The organism is Streptomyces sp. 2323.1, from assembly GCF_900221035.1.
Lineage (GTDB): Bacteria > Actinomycetota > Actinomycetes > Streptomycetales > Streptomycetaceae > Streptomyces > Streptomyces sioyaensis.
The window spans coordinates 7,569,689-7,585,436 of sequence record NZ_LT907981.1; the positions used below are offsets into that span (position 1 = coordinate 7,569,689).

At 69.6% G+C, this 15,748-nt stretch carries 15 protein-coding genes; 11 read left to right on the forward strand and 4 right to left on the reverse strand.

The window, feature by feature from the left end; all coding sequences use genetic code 11:
• Positions 1 to 2: 2 nt before the first annotated feature.
• Entirely contained in the window at positions 3 to 623 is a 621-nt protein-coding gene (locus CPH93_RS32695; RefSeq protein ID WP_093481665.1) for an L-threonylcarbamoyladenylate synthase, read from the reverse strand.
• Positions 624 to 873: 250 nt separating this feature from the next.
• Here CPH93_RS32695 and CPH93_RS32700 point away from each other — a divergent pair, with 250 nt between their 5' ends.
• From CPH93_RS32700 to CPH93_RS32735, 8 genes are all read left to right on the forward strand, one after another.
• Positions 874 to 1,197: a gas vesicle protein GvpO gene (locus CPH93_RS32700; protein WP_096215681.1), complete on the forward strand. Its 324-nt coding sequence runs from the start codon at positions 874 to 876 to the stop codon at positions 1,195 to 1,197.
• A 35-nt stretch (positions 1,198 to 1,232) separates the two neighbouring features.
• Positions 1,233 to 1,700 carry a gas vesicle protein GvpJ gene (gene gvpJ, locus CPH93_RS32705; RefSeq protein WP_093481664.1) on the forward strand — a complete coding sequence of 156 codons (468 nt, stop codon included), beginning with the start codon at positions 1,233 to 1,235 and terminating at the stop codon, positions 1,698 to 1,700.
• An 11-nt stretch (positions 1,701 to 1,711) separates the two neighbouring features.
• Positions 1,712 to 2,458: a GvpL/GvpF family gas vesicle protein gene (locus tag CPH93_RS32710; RefSeq protein ID WP_093481663.1), complete on the forward strand. Its 747-nt coding sequence runs from the start codon at positions 1,712 to 1,714 to the stop codon at positions 2,456 to 2,458.
• Between the two features lies 1 nt (position 2,459).
• Positions 2,460 to 2,684, forward strand: coding sequence for a gas vesicle protein GvpG (locus CPH93_RS32715; protein WP_006606768.1), 225 nt, complete (start codon positions 2,460 to 2,462; stop codon positions 2,682 to 2,684).
• Between the two features lie 100 nt (positions 2,685 to 2,784).
• On the forward strand, positions 2,785 to 3,147 hold the full coding sequence (locus tag CPH93_RS32720; protein WP_096214911.1) for a gas vesicle protein: 363 nt from the start codon (positions 2,785 to 2,787) through the stop codon (positions 3,145 to 3,147).
• Positions 3,144 to 3,971 carry a GvpL/GvpF family gas vesicle protein gene (locus tag CPH93_RS32725; RefSeq protein ID WP_096214912.1) on the forward strand — a complete coding sequence of 276 codons (828 nt, stop codon included), beginning with the start codon at positions 3,144 to 3,146 and terminating at the stop codon, positions 3,969 to 3,971. The genes CPH93_RS32720 and CPH93_RS32725 overlap by 4 nt, the downstream gene beginning before the upstream one ends.
• A 2-nt stretch (positions 3,972 to 3,973) precedes the next feature.
• Entirely contained in the window at positions 3,974 to 4,210 is a 237-nt protein-coding gene (locus CPH93_RS32730) for a gas vesicle protein (RefSeq protein WP_173909927.1), read from the forward strand.
• Positions 4,207 to 4,503 carry a gas vesicle protein K gene (locus CPH93_RS32735; RefSeq protein ID WP_096214913.1) on the forward strand — a complete coding sequence of 99 codons (297 nt, stop codon included), beginning with the start codon at positions 4,207 to 4,209 and terminating at the stop codon, positions 4,501 to 4,503. Before CPH93_RS32730 ends, CPH93_RS32735 begins: the two co-directional genes overlap by 4 nt.
• Positions 4,504 to 4,537: 34 nt before the next feature.
• Here the strand turns inward: CPH93_RS32735 and CPH93_RS32740 are convergent, their stop codons facing one another.
• Both CPH93_RS32740 and CPH93_RS32745 read right to left on the reverse strand, forming a co-directional pair.
• Positions 4,538 to 5,623, reverse strand: a complete 1,086-nt coding sequence (locus tag CPH93_RS32740) for a hypothetical protein (RefSeq protein WP_093481657.1) — start codon at positions 5,621 to 5,623, stop codon at positions 4,538 to 4,540.
• 115 nt (positions 5,624 to 5,738) lie between these two features.
• Positions 5,739 to 6,359, reverse strand: a complete 621-nt coding sequence (locus CPH93_RS32745; RefSeq protein ID WP_231977036.1) for a VanZ family protein — start codon at positions 6,357 to 6,359, stop codon at positions 5,739 to 5,741.
• Between the two features lie 283 nt (positions 6,360 to 6,642).
• Between CPH93_RS32745 and CPH93_RS32750 the strand changes: the two genes are divergently transcribed.
• Positions 6,643 to 8,970 carry a bifunctional glycosyltransferase/CDP-glycerol:glycerophosphate glycerophosphotransferase gene (locus CPH93_RS32750; protein WP_096214915.1) on the forward strand — a complete coding sequence of 776 codons (2,328 nt, stop codon included), beginning with the start codon at positions 6,643 to 6,645 and terminating at the stop codon, positions 8,968 to 8,970.
• Positions 8,971 to 9,033: 63 nt separating this feature from the next.
• Here CPH93_RS32750 and CPH93_RS32755 read toward each other — a convergent pair whose 3' ends face one another.
• A complete protein-coding gene (locus CPH93_RS32755; protein ID WP_096214916.1) occupies positions 9,034 to 10,971 on the reverse strand; it encodes a trypsin-like serine peptidase in 1,938 nt (645 codons plus the stop codon).
• Positions 10,972 to 12,909: 1,938 nt separating this feature from the next.
• Between CPH93_RS32755 and CPH93_RS32760 the strand changes: the two genes are divergently transcribed.
• Together CPH93_RS32760 and CPH93_RS32765 are read left to right on the forward strand one after the other, a co-directional pair.
• Positions 12,910 to 14,118 (forward strand): cytochrome P450, encoded by a 1,209-nt coding sequence (locus tag CPH93_RS32760; protein WP_096214917.1) that lies wholly within the window; start codon positions 12,910 to 12,912, stop codon positions 14,116 to 14,118.
• Between the two features lie 177 nt (positions 14,119 to 14,295).
• Positions 14,296 to 15,645, forward strand: coding sequence for a serine hydrolase domain-containing protein (locus CPH93_RS32765; RefSeq protein ID WP_096214918.1), 1,350 nt, complete (start codon positions 14,296 to 14,298; stop codon positions 15,643 to 15,645).
• Positions 15,646 to 15,748 lie beyond the last annotated feature (103 nt).

Consider the following 15,748-nt stretch of genomic DNA (forward strand, 5'->3'; position numbering starts at 1 on the left):
GCCTACTCGAACCGCGTCGTGTCGCCTGCTCCTCGGCGTACGATGTCGAGTTCGCCGCCGGAGAAGTCGATGACGGTGGTCGGCTCGGTGCCGCAGTCGCCCGAGTCGAGTACCGCGTCCACCACGTGGTCGAGCCGTTCCTTGATCTCCCAGCCCTGGGTCATCGGCTCCTCCTCGTCGGGCAGGAGCAGGGTGCTGGAGAGCAGCGGTTCCCCGAGCTCGGCGAGCAGGGCCTGGGCGACGGCGTGGTCGGGGATCCGGACGCCGACCGTCTTCTTCTTCGGGTGCAGCAGCTGGCGGGGCACTTCCTTCGTCGCCGGGAGGATGAAGGTGTAACTGCCGGGCGTCGCTGCCTTGATCGTGCGGAACACGTCGTTGTCGATGTGCACGAACTGCCCCAGCTGCGAGAAGTTCTGGCACACGAGGGTGAAGTGATGGCGGTCGTCGAGGTTGCGGATCGACCGGATCCGGCCGATGCCGTCCCGGCTGCCCAGCTGGCAGCCCAGCGCGAAACAGGAGTCGGTCGGGTACACGACGAGCGCGCCGGAGCGGATACTGTCCGCCACATTGCCGATGGTGCGTCGCTGGGGATTCTCCGGGTGCACGTCGAAATACTTCGCCATCCGCCGAGTGTAGGTGATCAGGGCATCCGTGCTCCCTCGGCGACGACCGCGGGCTGCTCGGGGGCCGTGCGGCGGGCTGTGCGGTGGGCGGTGGCGCAGGCCGGATCGGCCGGTCCGGGTTCCGGCTGGAGACGTGGAGGGCTGCCATCACACCCGTCCGGGTGGCCCCGCCGGCGCAGGGAATCCACCCCCGCCGTCATCCGGCCGCGCTCAGGATGCGCAGGTCGGGATTGCGATGAGACTGGGGTGCATGGCAGAGCAATCCCGAACGCGGACTCGGTCATCGTCGACGGCTGCCCGAAAGCGGACCAAGGAGTCCGGGAACGCGCCCGGGGCGATGGCTCGCCGTGCTGCTGAATTGCTGCAGGACCTGATCAGCCATCGGGCCGAGGGCGTATCGGCGGTGCGCCGGACCGATCACGGCTGGTGCGTCGAGGTGGACGTGCTGGAGCTGCTCCGCATCCCCGATACCACCAGCCTCCTCGCGACGTACGAGGTGCGGCTCGACGCCGACGGCGAACTGCTGGAGTACTACCGGACCCGCCGCTATCGGCGCGGTGCGGCAGATGAGTGAGCGCACCGCCGCCACCTGCTGAAAGGACACCCCAGATGGGCACCACGACGTATACCGGACTGTCCGGTGAGGTGGTTCCCTGCCCGCCCAGGGCAGGCACGTTGTACGACGTGATGGAGCTCATCCTGGACCGGGGCATGGTCATCGATGTCTTCATACGGGTGTCCCTGGTGGGGATCGAGATCCTCAAGATCGATGCCCGCATCGTGGTCGCCAGCGTCGATACGTATCTGCGGTTCGCGGAGGCGTGCAATCGACTGGATCTGGAGCGGGATTCGGGCAGCGTCACCGTGCCCGAGCTGTTCAGCGGCCAGGCCGCCAAGAGCATCGGAAAGAGCAAGGTCAAGGACGCCGCCCAATCCGTCGGCGAAACCGTCCGCTCCGCGGTGGGCGCGGGCGGCGACTCGGACGAGGAATCCGAGGAGGAGTCGAAGCCGCAGCGGCGTCGGCGCAGTACCGCCCGGACGGGCGCCGCTTCCCGCCGGCGTAAAGAGGAGGACTGAACGCAGTGACAGTGACGGACGAGGGCATCTACGTCTATGGCATCGTCCGGGCCGGTCATCCGTTGCCGCCCGCACTGGGCGGAGTCGGGGACCCTCCGGGGACCGTGGGACGGGTCGAAGAGGGGCGGCTGGCCGCGGTCATCAGTCAGGCACCGCCGCGGCTCCGGGCCCGGCGCCGCGATCTGCTCGCGCACCAGGAACTGTTGCTGGCACTGGCGGAGGACGGGCCGGTCCTCCCGATGCGCTTCGGCATGGTGGCACCGGACGAGTCGGTGATCCGCCGCCAGCTCAGCGAGGCCGAGGACCGTCAGCTGGCCGCACTGGACGGCGTCGCGGGCCGCGTCGAGATCAACGTCAAAGCGCTGCCGGCCGACGAGGCACTGCCCGCGCTCGTCAAGGGCGACGCCACGATCCGCGGACTGCGCGAGGCGGCCCGCCGGCGGCCGAGCTACGAGGCGAACGTCCGCCTGGGCGAGGCGGTGGCGACCGCACTGGCGCGCCGGGCGGCCGAAGCGGGCCGTGACATCGTGCGGGAACTGTCGTCCTCCGCGCATGCCGTCTGCGCCGGGCCGCAGGTCACCGGCTGCCAGGTCAATGTGTCGTTCCTGGTGGACCGTGGCGACGGCGCCGGCTTCGTCGCGGAGGCCGAGCGGCTGGCCCGGCAGCGGGAGGACCGCGTCGTACTGCGGGTGGCCGGCCCCCTGCCGTGTTACAGCTTTCTGGAGCCGCTTCCCTCCGCCGCCCCTCTCGGGGCCTGACATGGGGCTGATCAGCGCAGTGCTCACGCTGCCGCTCGCGCCCGTACGCGGAGTGGTCTGGGTGGCCGATCAACTCGCGCAGGCGGCCGACAACGAGCTGCACGACCCGTCGCTGGTCCGCGCCCGGCTCGCCGCGCTGAACCACGAATTCGAAGCCGGCCACCTCAGCGCCGAGGCGTTCGAACGCGAAGAGGAGCAGCTGCTCGACCTGTTGCACGGGTGCTGACCGGCCGCGTGCCGAAGGAGAGGTGTCAGAACGTGAGGCCGACCGACGTCCCCCTCGCCGCTGCCCCGGGCAGTGGCCGCGCGCCGGGAAGCGTGACCCGATGACCGACGTCGACTACCGCCCGAGCGCTCCGCCCGCCAACGGCCCGGGCACCACCAACCTCGCCGACATCCTCGAACGCGTCCTGGACAAGGGCATCGTCATTGCCGGCGACATCAAGATCGACCTCCTCGACATCGAGCTCCTCACGATCAGACTGCGGCTGTTCGTGTCCTCGGTGGAGACGGCCAGGAAAGCCGGCATCGACTGGTGGGAGACGGATCCCGCGCTCAGCTCCAAGGCCGCGGACAGTGAACTGCGCGCGGAGAACCGGCAGTTGCGCGAACGGGTGGAGGCACTGGAGTCCGGCGACGGCAACGGCTCGACGGACTCCTCCAGGAGGAAGGACGCGGCAGGGACATGACGACGCAGCAGCAGGCCGGAACGCCGGCGAACGGGACGACTGCCGCCGAGACCGCCACCTATGTCTACGCCGTGTGCCGGCAGCTCACGCCGGCCGCGCTGACCGGGCTGCCCGGGCTCGCCGAGGGATTTCCCGTACGGGCGCTGCGGTGCGGGGCTCTCACGGCGGTCGTCCAGCACGTGCCCGCGGCGGAATTCACCCAGGAAGCTTGGGAGCAGCGGCTGTCGGACCGTACGCAGCTCGAACGGTGCGCACGCGCCCACCACGAGGTGGTGGTCGCGGCCGCCGCCTGCGGACCCACGGCACCGCTGGCGCTCGCCACCCTCTACCGGAGCGACGAGCGCGCACGTCAGGCCCTCGGGGAGGACGCGGCCCGTTTCACCGCGGTGCTGGACCGCATCGAGGGACAGGCCGAGTGGGGGGTGAAGGTCTCGCTTCCCGCCGGTGCTCCCCGACCGTCCGACCAGACGCCTCCGGACGGTCCGCAGGGCAGCGGGAAGGCCGGCGCGGGCCGTGCCTATCTGGAACGCAAGCGAGGGCTCCATCAGGCACGGGAGCAGCGCCACGACCGTGCGCTGCAGACCGCCGAAGACGTCGATGCCGCGCTGAGCCGGCTGGCCACCGCGGCCCGCCGGCTCCGTCCGCACGGGCAGGAGATGACCGGGGCCGCATCCCGGCGGCAGATCCTCAATGCCGCGTACCTGCTCCCGCACGACCGCGCGGAGGAACTGGCCGAGGCGGTGGAGACCTGGCGCACGCGGACCGGAGCACAGATCGAGCTGTCCGGCCCCTGGGTGCCGTACTCCTTCGTCGGGGAGGTGTGAGCGTGTCCGCGCACGCACACGCGCCCGTGCCCTGGGACACGCCCGGCCCGCTCGCCGGACCCCTCGGTGTGCCGCTCGTCGACCTGCTGGACCGGGTGCTCTCCACGGGGGTCGTGGTGAGCGGGGACCTGGTCATCGCCATCGCGGACGTGCCCCTGGTGCGGCTCTCCCTGCACGCGCTGCTGTCGTCGGTCAGTGAGCGGATGCCCGCGCCGTGGGCGGACGGGGGCCCGCTGTGACCGAGCGGACGGACCACGCGCCGAGCAGGTTCGACATCGACCGGGACCAAGTCGGCCGCGATCTGGCCTCGTTGGTGCTCACCGTCGTCGAACTCCTGCGGCAGCTGATGGAACGGCAGGCGATCCGCCGGGTGGAACAGGGAGATCTCAGCGACGAGCAGGTGGAGCGGATCGGGGAGACGCTGATGCATCTCGAAGCGCGGATGACCGAGCTGTGCGACCAGCACGGTCTGCGCCTGGAGGACCTCAACCTCGATCTCGGACCGCTCGGCTCACTGCTGCCCCGGGATTGAGGCCGGCCCGCCCGGGCTGTTCCGACGACCCGCCCTACCCGACGGGGCGGCGGTCGATCGGGGTGCGCGGGGCGTAGGTGGCCATCTCCGTGCGGCGCGCCCCGGACCACGGGGCCGGTACCGCCTCGATGTCGCGGGCCAGGCGGTAGACGAGCGGCTCATAGTTGACCCGCCAGCCACGGAAATGGGGCCACGCCTCCTGCGGTGTGCGTTCCATGGGGTAGCCCTGGGACCTCATCCGCTCCACGCCCCGCAGGAAGTCCTCGTAATCCAACTGCAGTACGTCGTCCGGGTGAGGGTCACGGTCATAGGGGATGCCCTCGGTGTCGGCGATGTCGCGCAGACACACGAAGCCCGCCCGCAGCGCCATCCGCACCTCGGCCTGCCGCCGGGAGGGGTTGAAGGCCAGTTGCAGGGCCGCGGCGTCCAATACGGCCAGCAGGGCGATCAGCCAGTTGCGGGACACCCTCGGGGAGCGGAAGTGGATCAGGATCGGGTAGGTGGTGTGACTCTCGCTCACCCCGGCGCTCCACCGCTCCCAGTTCCGGAACAGCTCGGAGAGGTCGTCCAGCAGATCGACCTGCGCATAGCGGGCGAGGATCTCCGGCCCCCACGGCGGGCTGCCGGCCCGGGCCTGCAACAGGGTCACCTCGGTCTCCCTGCGCTGATAGGCGCCGTAGAGCGCGGGCAGATAGCCCACCTGCAGACCGATCACGATCGGGCCGGTGCCGGCGGCACAGAAGTCGATGACGTTCAGGGACACGCGGTTGCCGCTGGCGAAGCCGAGCGTGAAGAGCGAGGAGCCCGCCTCGATCAGCGCCTCCCTGAGGCCGAGCCGGCTCACCGACGCCTCCAGCAGCGCATATCCGATCAGGAAGGCCACCAGCCAGCTGATCAGGGTGACGACGATGGCCAGCGGCGCCATGGGGGCGAGCACCCGGTCCCTGGCCTCGACGCTCGGCAGGCGGTCGGCCACCAGCCGGAACGGCCACTGCACCAGACGCTGGACGTACCGGCTGAAGCCCGGCCGCGTCGGCCGGGGGATCACCAGCGAGTGCAGCACCGAGGAAAAGATCCCGAGCACGATCACGGCACCGGCGATGCCCAGCAGTACACGCACCGCGGTCCGCTCCTTCCTCGTACGCGACTCTGACGAGGGAAGCGTACGGGGCGGCGTCGGCGAGGCGTGCTCAACCCGGCGGCGGCAACGGTCTCGGACGCCGGGCTCCGCTGCGCTACAGGCGGGAAAGCCTGTCGACCTCGTGTGCGTACCGCTGACGCCGCCCGATTTCGTGTGCGGCCTTTCCCACGGCCGCCGCGCAGGCATAACCGGCTGTGCAGCCCAAGGTATTGGAGAGGAGGTCGTTGATGTCCGCGGTCCGTCCGGACGCGGTCAGATACTGCGTGACCTCAATGGCGAGGGAACCGAGAAAGGCGAGCGCACCGGCCGGCCACACACCGGTGCGCAGTACGGCCAGGAGAATGCCACCGGGGGCGAACATCGCCATGTTCAGAAGGAAATCGATGAGGTCCGCGGGATTGGCCACATCGAGCAATGTCAGATTGACGGCCTGTCCGCCGCCGGACCGGGTGCCGAAGGTGAAGCCGATGACGCAGGCGACCCATAGCCATCCGAGAGCCAGCACCACGCGGTGAGCGATACGCCGGGGGCGATCGGTCAGCGTGGCCCCTACCGCTATCAGCACACTGCCGAGGACGCCGGCGCCAAAGGCGAGGGAAAGCGACACGGGAATACCGTCCTTCCGAGTTTCCGTCTCCCGGTCATCACTCGCGACAGCCGCCACGGCAAGCCGGGCCCGCGGGATGTTTTCGGTCGCAGCAATAAAGGTGTACATAGAGGGACGTATGGCGTGCGCGGCTCGTTCTTTCGGCTGCCGTGAAGTACGTCACCGGGTGCGCGTCATGGGGCCGCCGCAGCCCGCCCGTGAAACTGCTGCCGTCCACTCCGCCTGGCACGCAGCGCGCCCGTTGATGACCCGGAGCCTTGAGTGTGATGGACACAACAGGAAGGCCACGCAGCCCAGGCGCAACCTGTCCGCGCTTTCGGTTGTCACACTCACAGTCACAAGAATTCAGGCCTGCGTCGTGCGGCCGACATCTTCTAGGAGTAACCCCGCCATGCCCGAAACGGGCCTCAGCTCCGCCCCACGCTTCAGCATCGTCGTTCCTGTCTACAACGTGCAGGGCTACCTTCGCGCGTGCCTGAACTCGCTGCTGGAGCAGGACTTCGCCGACTTCGAGGTCGTCGCGGTCGACGACCGCTCGCCGGACCGGAGCGGTGAAATCCTGGCGGAGTACGCCGCCCGCGACCCGCGGGTGATCACCGTGCGCCACGAGGAGAACCGTGGCATCGGTGCGGCCCGGAACACCGGGGTGGCGCGGGCGAGCGGGGACTATCTGCTGTTCCTCGACAGTGACGACACCCTCACTCCGGGGGCGCTGCGCGCCATGGCCGACCGCCTGGCCGACTCCGAGGACCCGGACCTGCTGCTCTTCGATCATGTGCGCAGCTATTGGTGGCATGCGGTCAAGCCGAGTGCCGCCCGTGAACTCCTCGCCGAGGCCGGGGCGGAGGTGTTCCGGCCCGCCGAGCGCACCGAGTTCTTCCAGATGTTCGCCGTGGTGTGGAACAGGGCCTTCCGGCGCCGGTTCTTCGTCGACAACGGTTTCCGCTACACCGACGGGCTCTACGAGGACGCCCTCATGGTGTACACCACCATGCTCACCGCTGAGCGTGCCGTGTGTCTGGACCACGCCTGTGTCGACTACCGGCAGCGCCGCCACGGAAATTCCATGAAGACGCCGGGCCGCAAGCACTTCACGATATTCGAGCAGTACCAGCGGCTCTTCGAGTTTCTCGACGGCCGGCCGGACCTCACTCCGCTGCGGCCGCTGTTCTTCGAGCGAATGATCAGCCATTTCCTTTTCACCGGCGCACGCGAAAGCCGGGTCCTCGTCCAGGACCGGCCGGAGTTCTTCCGTCGTGCCGCAGAGATGTACCGGCGCCACAAGCCCGCCGGATTCACCCCGCCCGCCGAGGTCGACGCCCTTCAGTTCCAGGCCCTGGAACGCGGTTCGTACCGCGTTTTCCAGGCCGTGAATCTGCTGAGCCGTACCCGGAAGAACGGGCAGCAGCGTCTGCGCAAGGCCCAGCGCGCAGTGAGCAAGCGGGCCACTTCCGGTTTCTACCGGATGCAGCTGAAGCGGCCCCTCGACCCCAACCTGGCCGTCTTCAGCGCCTATTGGAACCGCACCCCGTCCTGCAATCCGCTGGCGGTCTACGAAAAGGCCAAGGAGCTGGCGCCGCACCTCAAGGGTGTGTGGGTGGTGCGCGAGGACCTCGTGGACACCGTGCCGGAGGGCATGGACCATGTCGTCGTCAATTCGCAGCGCTACTGGGAGGTGATGGCACGCGCGACGTACTTCGTCAACAACGTCAACTTCGCGGACACCGTGGTCAAGCGCCCGGGTCAGATCCACCTCCAGACCCACCACGGCACCCCGCTCAAGCGGATGGGGATCGACCAGCAGCAGTACCCGGCCGCCGTCAAGGGCATGAGCATGCGCAAGCTGCTCGAACGCGCCGACCGCTGGGACCTGTCGGTCTCTGCCAACCAGCACACCAGCGAGCAGTGGGAGCGGGTCTACCCCTGCAGTTTCGAGTCGATCGATGCCGGCTATCCGCGCAACGACGTCTTCTTCCGGACCGGTGCCCAGGACGTCCTCGACATCCGGGCCCGGCTGGGCATCGCACCCGGCAGGACGGCGGTCCTCTACGCCCCGACCGTGCGCGACTACCAAGTCGGCTATGTGCCGCAGCTCGACCTGGAGAAGATCACCAGGGAGCTCGGCCCGGACTTCGTCCTCCTCGTCCGCACCCACTACTTCTACGGGCAGGACCCGCACCTCCAGGAACTCCAGGAGCGCGGTGCGCTGATCGACGTCTCCCGGCACCCCTCGGTCGAGGAGCTGTGCCTCGCCGCGGACGCACTGATCACGGACTACTCGTCGATCATGTTCGACTACGCGAACCTCGACCGGCCGATCATCACCTACGCGGACGACTGGGAGACGTACGTCCGCTCCCGCGGCGTCACCTTCGACCTGCTCTCCGGCAAGCCGGGAGACACCCCGGGGACGATCGCCACCAGCGAGGACGAGCTGATCGAGGCGTTCCGCAGCGGCCGCTGGGACGACGAGCGGGCCAGGGAGCTGCGTGCCGCGTTCCGGGCGCGCTTCTGCATGTGGGACGACGGCCACGCCGCGGAGCGGGTGGTCAACCGGGCCTTCCTCGGCATCCAGGACCAGGCCCCGGCCCCTCTTCCGCTCTCCGAGCGCACCGTCGCGCCGTCCCCGCGGGAAGCCGCCCGCACCGTGGCCGGCGTCGTCCTCGCGCATGCCGGGGACGGCTCACCCGACCAGCCGGACGTCGAGCTGACCAGCTGATCAAGGACGCGGCGCCGGCCCGGGACGTCCCGGGCCGGCGCCGCAGCACATCTGCGCTGATGCTCAGTTGGCCATTGCGGGGACGAGGTTGTGCTCCCGGGCCAGGGACGTGGCCGTGGTGTCGGCGTACAGGCTCAGCTTGCCCTTGGGCCACAGAGCGATGAGGTCGTCCTGGCCCGAACCGCCGCCGAACGCGCCGGCCGTGACCAGCAGGCCACTGCGCCATACGGACTTCGCGGGGCGGAGCTGGTGCTCCTTCTTGAATCCGGCCGCCGCGATGTCCTCGTAGACGGTGACTTCGCCGTCGTCCCAGCGGACGAACAGATCCTGGTCGCCCGAGGGGCCGCTGAAGTCCCCGGCGGCGAGGTCCGCGGTGTGCGGCCAGGTCGTGTTGCTCTTGGCGAGCTGCTTCTCGGCGTGGAGCCCGGCGGCGTCGACGTTGGTGTAAAGCGTCACCCCGCCACCGTCCCAGCGCACCACGAGGTCGTCCTTGGCCGTGTTGCCGCCGCCGAAGCGGCCGGCCGTGATGTTCGCGGCGTGCGTCCAGGTGCTGTTGGGGCCGCGGAGCTGGATCGCGTCGGTGAGCTTGTTGGTTTCGTCGACGTCCTTGTAGAGGGTCATCCTGCCGTTGGCCCAGCGGACGAAGAGGTCGTCGGTGTCGTCGCCGGTGAAGTCGCCGGCGGTGATGACCTGCGCCTGCTCCCAGTCCTTGTTCTTCTTGAGGAGCTGGACGTCCTTGCGGAAGCCGAACTTGCCGTTACCCGGGTAGAGGGAGACCTCACCGTCGGACCAGCGCACGATCAGGTCGCTGCGGTCGTCGCGTACCGAGGCGGTGTGGAAGCTGCCGGCCGTCAGGACGGTGGCGTGCTGCCAGGTGCCGGCGCTGCCCATGAGGTTGGGATCGTCCGGCTCCGCGTCACCGACCGCCTGGTCGTAGAGCCGGACGACGTCGTCGTCGAACTGTGAGGAGTAGGAGATGTCGTCGGAGAGCCCACCGGTGTTGTAGCCGCCGATGACCCCGACGAGCTTGCCGCGGCTGCCGTCGAAGCCGTCGAGGAACGGGCCGCCGCTGACGCCCGAGCGGAATCGGGCGCACTTGATCTCCATGAACCGGTTCTTGACGGCACTGGTGTCGTTCGTGCACTGCAGCGGCGTCTTCTGGCCGCCGGGGTAACCGATGAGGGTCACGTTCTTGCGCGCGAGGTTCGCGGACGACGTGGTGGTCAGCGTGTTGCCGGTGCCGGTCGCGTCTTCCAGGAGCTGGCCACGGGAGTTCGGTCCGACACGGAGGAAGGCGAAGTCCACATCGTCATAGGGGGAGGGGGAGAGGTACCGCCCGTCGATCCAGACCTTTCCCTCCTGCATCGGGAAGATGCCGTACGGCGTCTCCCCGGCCTGGCCGGGCGTCGAGGCACCGGCGCGGTAGCCGGGGACGAAGGCGACCTTGCTGTAGGACTTATTGCCCTTGAGGCAGTGTGCCGCCGTGATGACCAGACTCTTGGTCGGCGACGTCACGGAGTTGGCCGTACAGAACTGGTTGGGCGTCGGCGATCCGTCGGTGCTGCGGATCAGGAACACACCGACCGTGGCGATGCCCGCGCCGACCTCATGACTCGGTTCCCGCAGCGACCGCTTGCCCCGCACCGCCGGAGCACGCTGCTCGTCCGGCTTCCCGCCGGTCTCCGGGACCTCGACGGGGACCGCGCTGCGGATGCGCTCGGGCGTCCAATACCGCTCCGCCTCCTGCGCCTTACGGATCTCCTCCGGCGTCACGCCCTTCGAGGGCTTCACCGGCGCGCCCGGCGGAGGCGGCGTGGTCGGCGCGGCCGAGGGCGCGGGGGGTGTGGGGTGCGACAGCGGCGCCGCCGCGCTCCGAGTGGCGGAGGCGGGTGCCCGGCCGGCGAGGTCAGGGACCGCGGTCGCCGGAGCGGCCAGGGCGAGCGACGCTATCGAGGCGCACAGGCCCAGGGTGGCGGTGCGCGTCCAAGGTATTCGTCTCATGAACTCTTCTGTTGTAGTCGTGACGTCAGCCGGACCCGGCTGACGTCAGGTGGGTGAGGAAAGCGGAAGGGGCGATGCGGGGTGAGGGTGCGGCCGTGGACCGCTCGCGGCGGGGCCGGGCGGGCCCTCGGCGCGCGGAGACGGCTCAGCCGACGAGCGTGCTGGCGTCGTGCACCGTTGCCCGGCGCATCGCCCGGGGAGACATAAGCTATATCTAAGCACGCCTCAGTCGCACGTATGCGCCAATTTCGGCCTTCGATGAGCGGGCGCCGCGCGTGCCTGCGCCCGGCTGTCGGCCCCGCAACTGGACGCGCTGCCCTCATCGTTGGTCCCAGACGGCTCTGCCGACCGCCCGATGGGCACCTGTCTCTTCGCACCTGCACATGCCCGGGTGCCATGCAGGCGGGCTGGAAGAAACCGTGATCGGCCGGGCTGGTGGGCCGCCCCGGGATGCCGTCCCCGGGCAAAGTCGCGGCCTATTGGGGCGCATGGCCGCTCTTTTCCCCCTATTCGGCGGAGGGTTGAATACCGCGGTGCGCGCGCTGCCCGCAAGGCATCAAATCCAGCCAATGATTCGGCCGTCGAAAGTCAGACATCGAGTGGGGCGTCTTCCTGGCTGACCGGACGCCACCGAATCGGCCCGGGCCGCCATTCCGGACCCGCCCGGACCCCTTGGTCGCCGGCGTGGCCCGGCCCGGGTGACGCCGAGACATCCGTCGTCTGGCCGTGGGGTGTCGACCAAGTTCGGCAAAGTGTCATTGAATTGACGCTCTGTCAGGAAGCTCGACCCGTCTGGGCTGCGCCGTTGTCGTGGTGGTGGGGGCGTTGCCCTGCGGCGGGGACCGGTGTCCCGGTAGGGGTTTTGCGGCTTTCCGGGCGTGGTGGCAGCCAATTCGCCGCAGGTGGTTCGAACGGGAAGTCGAATCCGGAGCCTCAGGAGTAACAGGGGTCCCCGGTAACTTACGGGCGAGTTAAGGCAACTGGGGATTGAAGTCACCCTCCGTGAAGCTTTGGGGGGTTGCTATCGTATGACCGGGAGTGAAGACTGTGGCCACGTCGAACTGGCGCGAAAGCTTCCAGGGGTACGAATCACTGACAACACCAAGCGATACCTGCCAGTAATGCGTACTCTTCTCTCGTTCTCTTTTTCGGCAGCGGTGGTTGGCGTGTGGGATCAGCCGCCTTTTGTCCGGGACGGGACGTCGCATTCGCGTCATGCGCGAGGTTCTTCAGTGGGGGATCAGTGATATCGGGAAGGTCGACTGTGCAGTCGCTACCGTTTGTCCATGGAGTGACGGATGGTGGGGGAGGGTGCTCGCGGACTTGTGCACCGAGTGGGAAGGCGAAATCGGCTGTATTTCCCCGGTGGGATGCGCCGAGGGACGGAAGGGTCGGGCCGGTGACATTGCGGCCCGCACGCTGTCCGTGAACGGCCCGCGGTACGGCCCCGGTGGGGACCCGGCCGACCGCCGAGGCAGCCTTCGCGCCGCTGTCCGCCGCAGGTCGCGGTGGGGCGCCGCCCGTGTCGCCCGTCGTGCAGTGGCACTCGGCGCTGCCCGCGTCCCTGACGACCCGGAACGCGAATGCGGCTGCGCAGGATGTCACTTTGTCGCGCCACCCGGTATTCGCGCGCTGCTGCCTGCCGTGCGCCGGAATTCACGTGCGCGCGTCCCCTTGAACGACCGTGCGGTCGTGGAACTCGGTGTGCCTCGCCCCCCGGGGTGACCGCGACACCACCGTGCACGGAGTCCCGGAGCGGCGATTTTGCCCGCACCGAAAACAATCAAGAAAGTAACCAAGGTCAGGAAAAGGCGGTGACGTGAGTCCGTTGTGCCGTATCGCAATCCACCGTTCCGGGGCACATGACCGCCTACCGGTCGTTTGCACCACTGCCGGCGAGGAGCGAACCCTCCCGGACCCGCTCGCCAGGGAGAACCGGTGACCAGCAACGAACTGATACAGGCCCCCTTCGCCTTCGACGAGCTCGTCGACGGGTGGAGAACCGCGCGGCAGGCCGGCCCCGTCCGCTACGACGAGCAGCAGAAGCTGTGGCAGGTGCTGGACCACGAGAGCGTGGCCGCCGTGCTCGCCGATCCGGCCGCGTACTCCTCCGACTTCTCCGGGCTGGCCCCCACCCAGCCGGACTTCGAGACCTTCCGCCAGGGCAACTTCGTCGGCATGGACCCGCCGGCGCACCGCAAGCTGCGCACCCTGGTCAGCCAGGCCTTCACCCCGCGAGTGGTGGCCGGACTCGAACCGCGGATTCACGCCGTCACCACGGAGCTGCTCGACGCCGTCGAGGACCGCGACCGGTTCGACGTGGTCGACGCGCTGGCCTACCCGCTTCCCATCATCGTCATCGCCGAACTGCTGGGGATACCGGCCGGCGACCGGGCGTTGTTCCAGGAGTGGGCGGCCACCCTCTTCGGCGGGGACGAGATCGGCTCCTCGCTGGACATGGCCGATGTCGAGCGCGCGCTGGACTCCATCGCGCCCACCGTGCGCGAGATGAACGGCTACATCCTCGACCACATCCGCCACCACCGGAAGAACCCGGGCGAGGGGCTGACCAGCCGGCTGGTGCAGGCCGAGGTGGACGGGGTGCGCCTGACGGACCAGGAGATCGTCGGCTTCGTGGCGCTGCTGCTGGTCGCCGGGCACATCACCACCACCGCCCTGCTGGGCAATGCCGTGCTCAGCCTCGACCAGTACCCCGACGAGGCCGCTCTGTTGCGCGCCGATCCGGGGCGGCTGCCGGATGTCATCGAAGAGGTGCTGCGCTGGCTGCCGCCCTTCCCCGAACTGGGCCGCCGGACCACCCGTGAAGTGCGGCTCGCCGGGCGGACGCTGCCCGCCGACTCGGTGGTGATGGCCAACTTGGCCGCCGCCAACCGCGATCCGGCCCGGTTCGCCCGTCCCGACGACTTCGATGTGACCCGCAGCCCCAACCCGCACCTGACCTTCGGCCACGGCATCCACTTCTGCTTCGGTGCGCCGTTGGCCAGGCTGGAGGCCAGGATCGCCCTCCGGCTGGTGCTGGAACGTTTCCCTGAGATCGCCGTGGCCTGTCGCAGCGAGGTCGAGATCCAGAATCCCGCCGTCATCGTCAGCGTGCGCCGACTGCCGCTGGAGGTACGGAGGTCATAGCGCCGTTCCCGGCGTGCATGGCCGCAGGGGACGCGGGCACGCGGGGAGTCCAGCCGTCGAGCACACCTCGGCGATCAGGTCCGGAGGCCGGTGCGCCGACACCGCGACCGGAACCGGTTCACGGTGAGCCGGCACATCAACGCCTCGTGAATTTCGAGATCCGGGAGTAGCTTTCTCATGCCGTATGCCACGAGCGCTCCGGTCGCAAGCCGGCAGCAGACGCAGATACGACGCCTGTTACAAGAGCGTCTGCACACGCTCGCCCGTGCCCATCAGGTGCCCGGAGCCCAACTCGCCGTGCACACCGACTCGGTCACGTACAGCGTCCACACCGGCGAGGCGGACGTCTCCACGGGCCGGCCTTTCACCGCGGACACCGCGGTGCCGCTCGGCTCCGTCACCAAGTGCTACACCGCCGCGGTCGTCATGCTGCTCGCCGCCGACGGCGACCTCGCGCCGGCCGACCGGGTCGCCCTGTACGTGCCGGAGCTGCGGACGCCGCAGGTGACCGTACGGCAGCTGCTCAGCCACACCGCGGGACTCCCGACCGGGCCCGACTCGGACGACGCCGCGGCCCTGACGCCGTCCCGCTATCTGTCCGCGCACTGCGCCGACCGGGACACCGTGTGCCCGCCCGGGACCGGGTTCTCCTACTCCAACGCCGGGTTCGTCGCCGCCGGCCGGCTGATCGAATCGGTGACGGGCATGCCCTGGCAGGACGCGGTACGGGCCTTCCTCCTGGAACCCCTGGGCACCCGGCCCGCCTTCCTCGGCGACCCCGCGCCGGAGCGACCGGTGGCGAGCGGCCACTCCGCCAACCCGCTCTCCGGACGCGTCCTGCCGGTGCAGCAGACCCTCGCGCCGGTGGAGGCGCCGGCGGGTGGCCTGCTGGCGAGCGCGCTCGACCTGGTCGCACTGGGCCGGGACCTGATCGGACACGGCCCCCGCCCGGTGCTGCCACAGGACGCCGCCGAGGAGATGCGCCGGCCGGTCCCCGGCGCCGTGCCGGGTGTCCTGGCGGACGCCTGGGGGCTGGGCCTCGCGCTCTTCCAGCAGGGCGCGGCACAGTGGTGCGGCCATGACGGCAACGCGCAGGGCACCTCCTGCCATCTGCGGGCCGAACCGGACAGCGGCACCGTGGTCGCCTTCACCAGCAACGCCAACAGCGGCACCGCCCTGTGGCACGAACTGGCCGACGACCTCGCCGAGATCACCGGGGTGAGCGTGCCCGCGGCACCGCGCCCGCGGGAGGCCGGCCGTCCCCTCGCACTTCCCCAGTGCGCCGGGACCTACCACAACGGAACCGTCGAATACCGCGTCACCGCCGACGCGGAGGGCTCCCTGGCGCTGTCCGTGAGCGGCGACACTCCGGCACCCCTCGTCTGCTACGCGGATCTGAGCTGCGATCTGGTGGACCCCGCGTCCGGCCGCCGGGTGCCCGGCGGATGTTTCGTGCGTGATCCGGACACCGGCGCGATCGACCGGCTGCAGATCTCCGGACGCACCGCCCGCCGTACCGCCGCCTGAGCCGAGCCCGCCGCCGGCGGCCCGCGCGCCTCCCCGCTCTTTGCGCCGGGCCCGGCCGGACCTCGGCCCTGCCCCCTGTCCGGGACCGCTCTCCCGGGCTGCT

Excerpts from the sequence above, each read along its gene's own strand:
- CPH93_RS32700 (WP_096215681.1), top strand. The coding sequence starts at position 874 with ATGGCAGAGCAATCCCGAACGCGGACTCGGTCATCGTCGACGGCTGCC.
- CPH93_RS32750 (WP_096214915.1), top strand. The coding sequence starts at position 6,643 with ATGCCCGAAACGGGCCTCAGCTCCGCCCCACGCTTCAGCATCGTCGTT.
- CPH93_RS32715 (WP_006606768.1), top strand. The coding sequence starts at position 2,460 with ATGGGGCTGATCAGCGCAGTGCTCACGCTGCCGCTCGCGCCCGTACGC.
- CPH93_RS32695 (WP_093481665.1), bottom strand. The coding sequence starts at position 623 with ATGGCGAAGTATTTCGACGTGCACCCGGAGAATCCCCAGCGACGCACC.
- CPH93_RS32755 (WP_096214916.1), bottom strand. The coding sequence starts at position 10,971 with ATGAGACGAATACCTTGGACGCGCACCGCCACCCTGGGCCTGTGCGCC.
- CPH93_RS32725 (WP_096214912.1), top strand. The coding sequence starts at position 3,144 with ATGACGACGCAGCAGCAGGCCGGAACGCCGGCGAACGGGACGACTGCC.
- gvpJ (WP_093481664.1), top strand. The coding sequence starts at position 1,233 with ATGGGCACCACGACGTATACCGGACTGTCCGGTGAGGTGGTTCCCTGC.
- CPH93_RS32745 (WP_231977036.1), bottom strand. The coding sequence starts at position 6,359 with ATGTACACCTTTATTGCTGCGACCGAAAACATCCCGCGGGCCCGGCTT.
- CPH93_RS32720 (WP_096214911.1), top strand. The coding sequence starts at position 2,785 with ATGACCGACGTCGACTACCGCCCGAGCGCTCCGCCCGCCAACGGCCCG.
- CPH93_RS32765 (WP_096214918.1), top strand. The coding sequence starts at position 14,296 with ATGCCGTATGCCACGAGCGCTCCGGTCGCAAGCCGGCAGCAGACGCAG.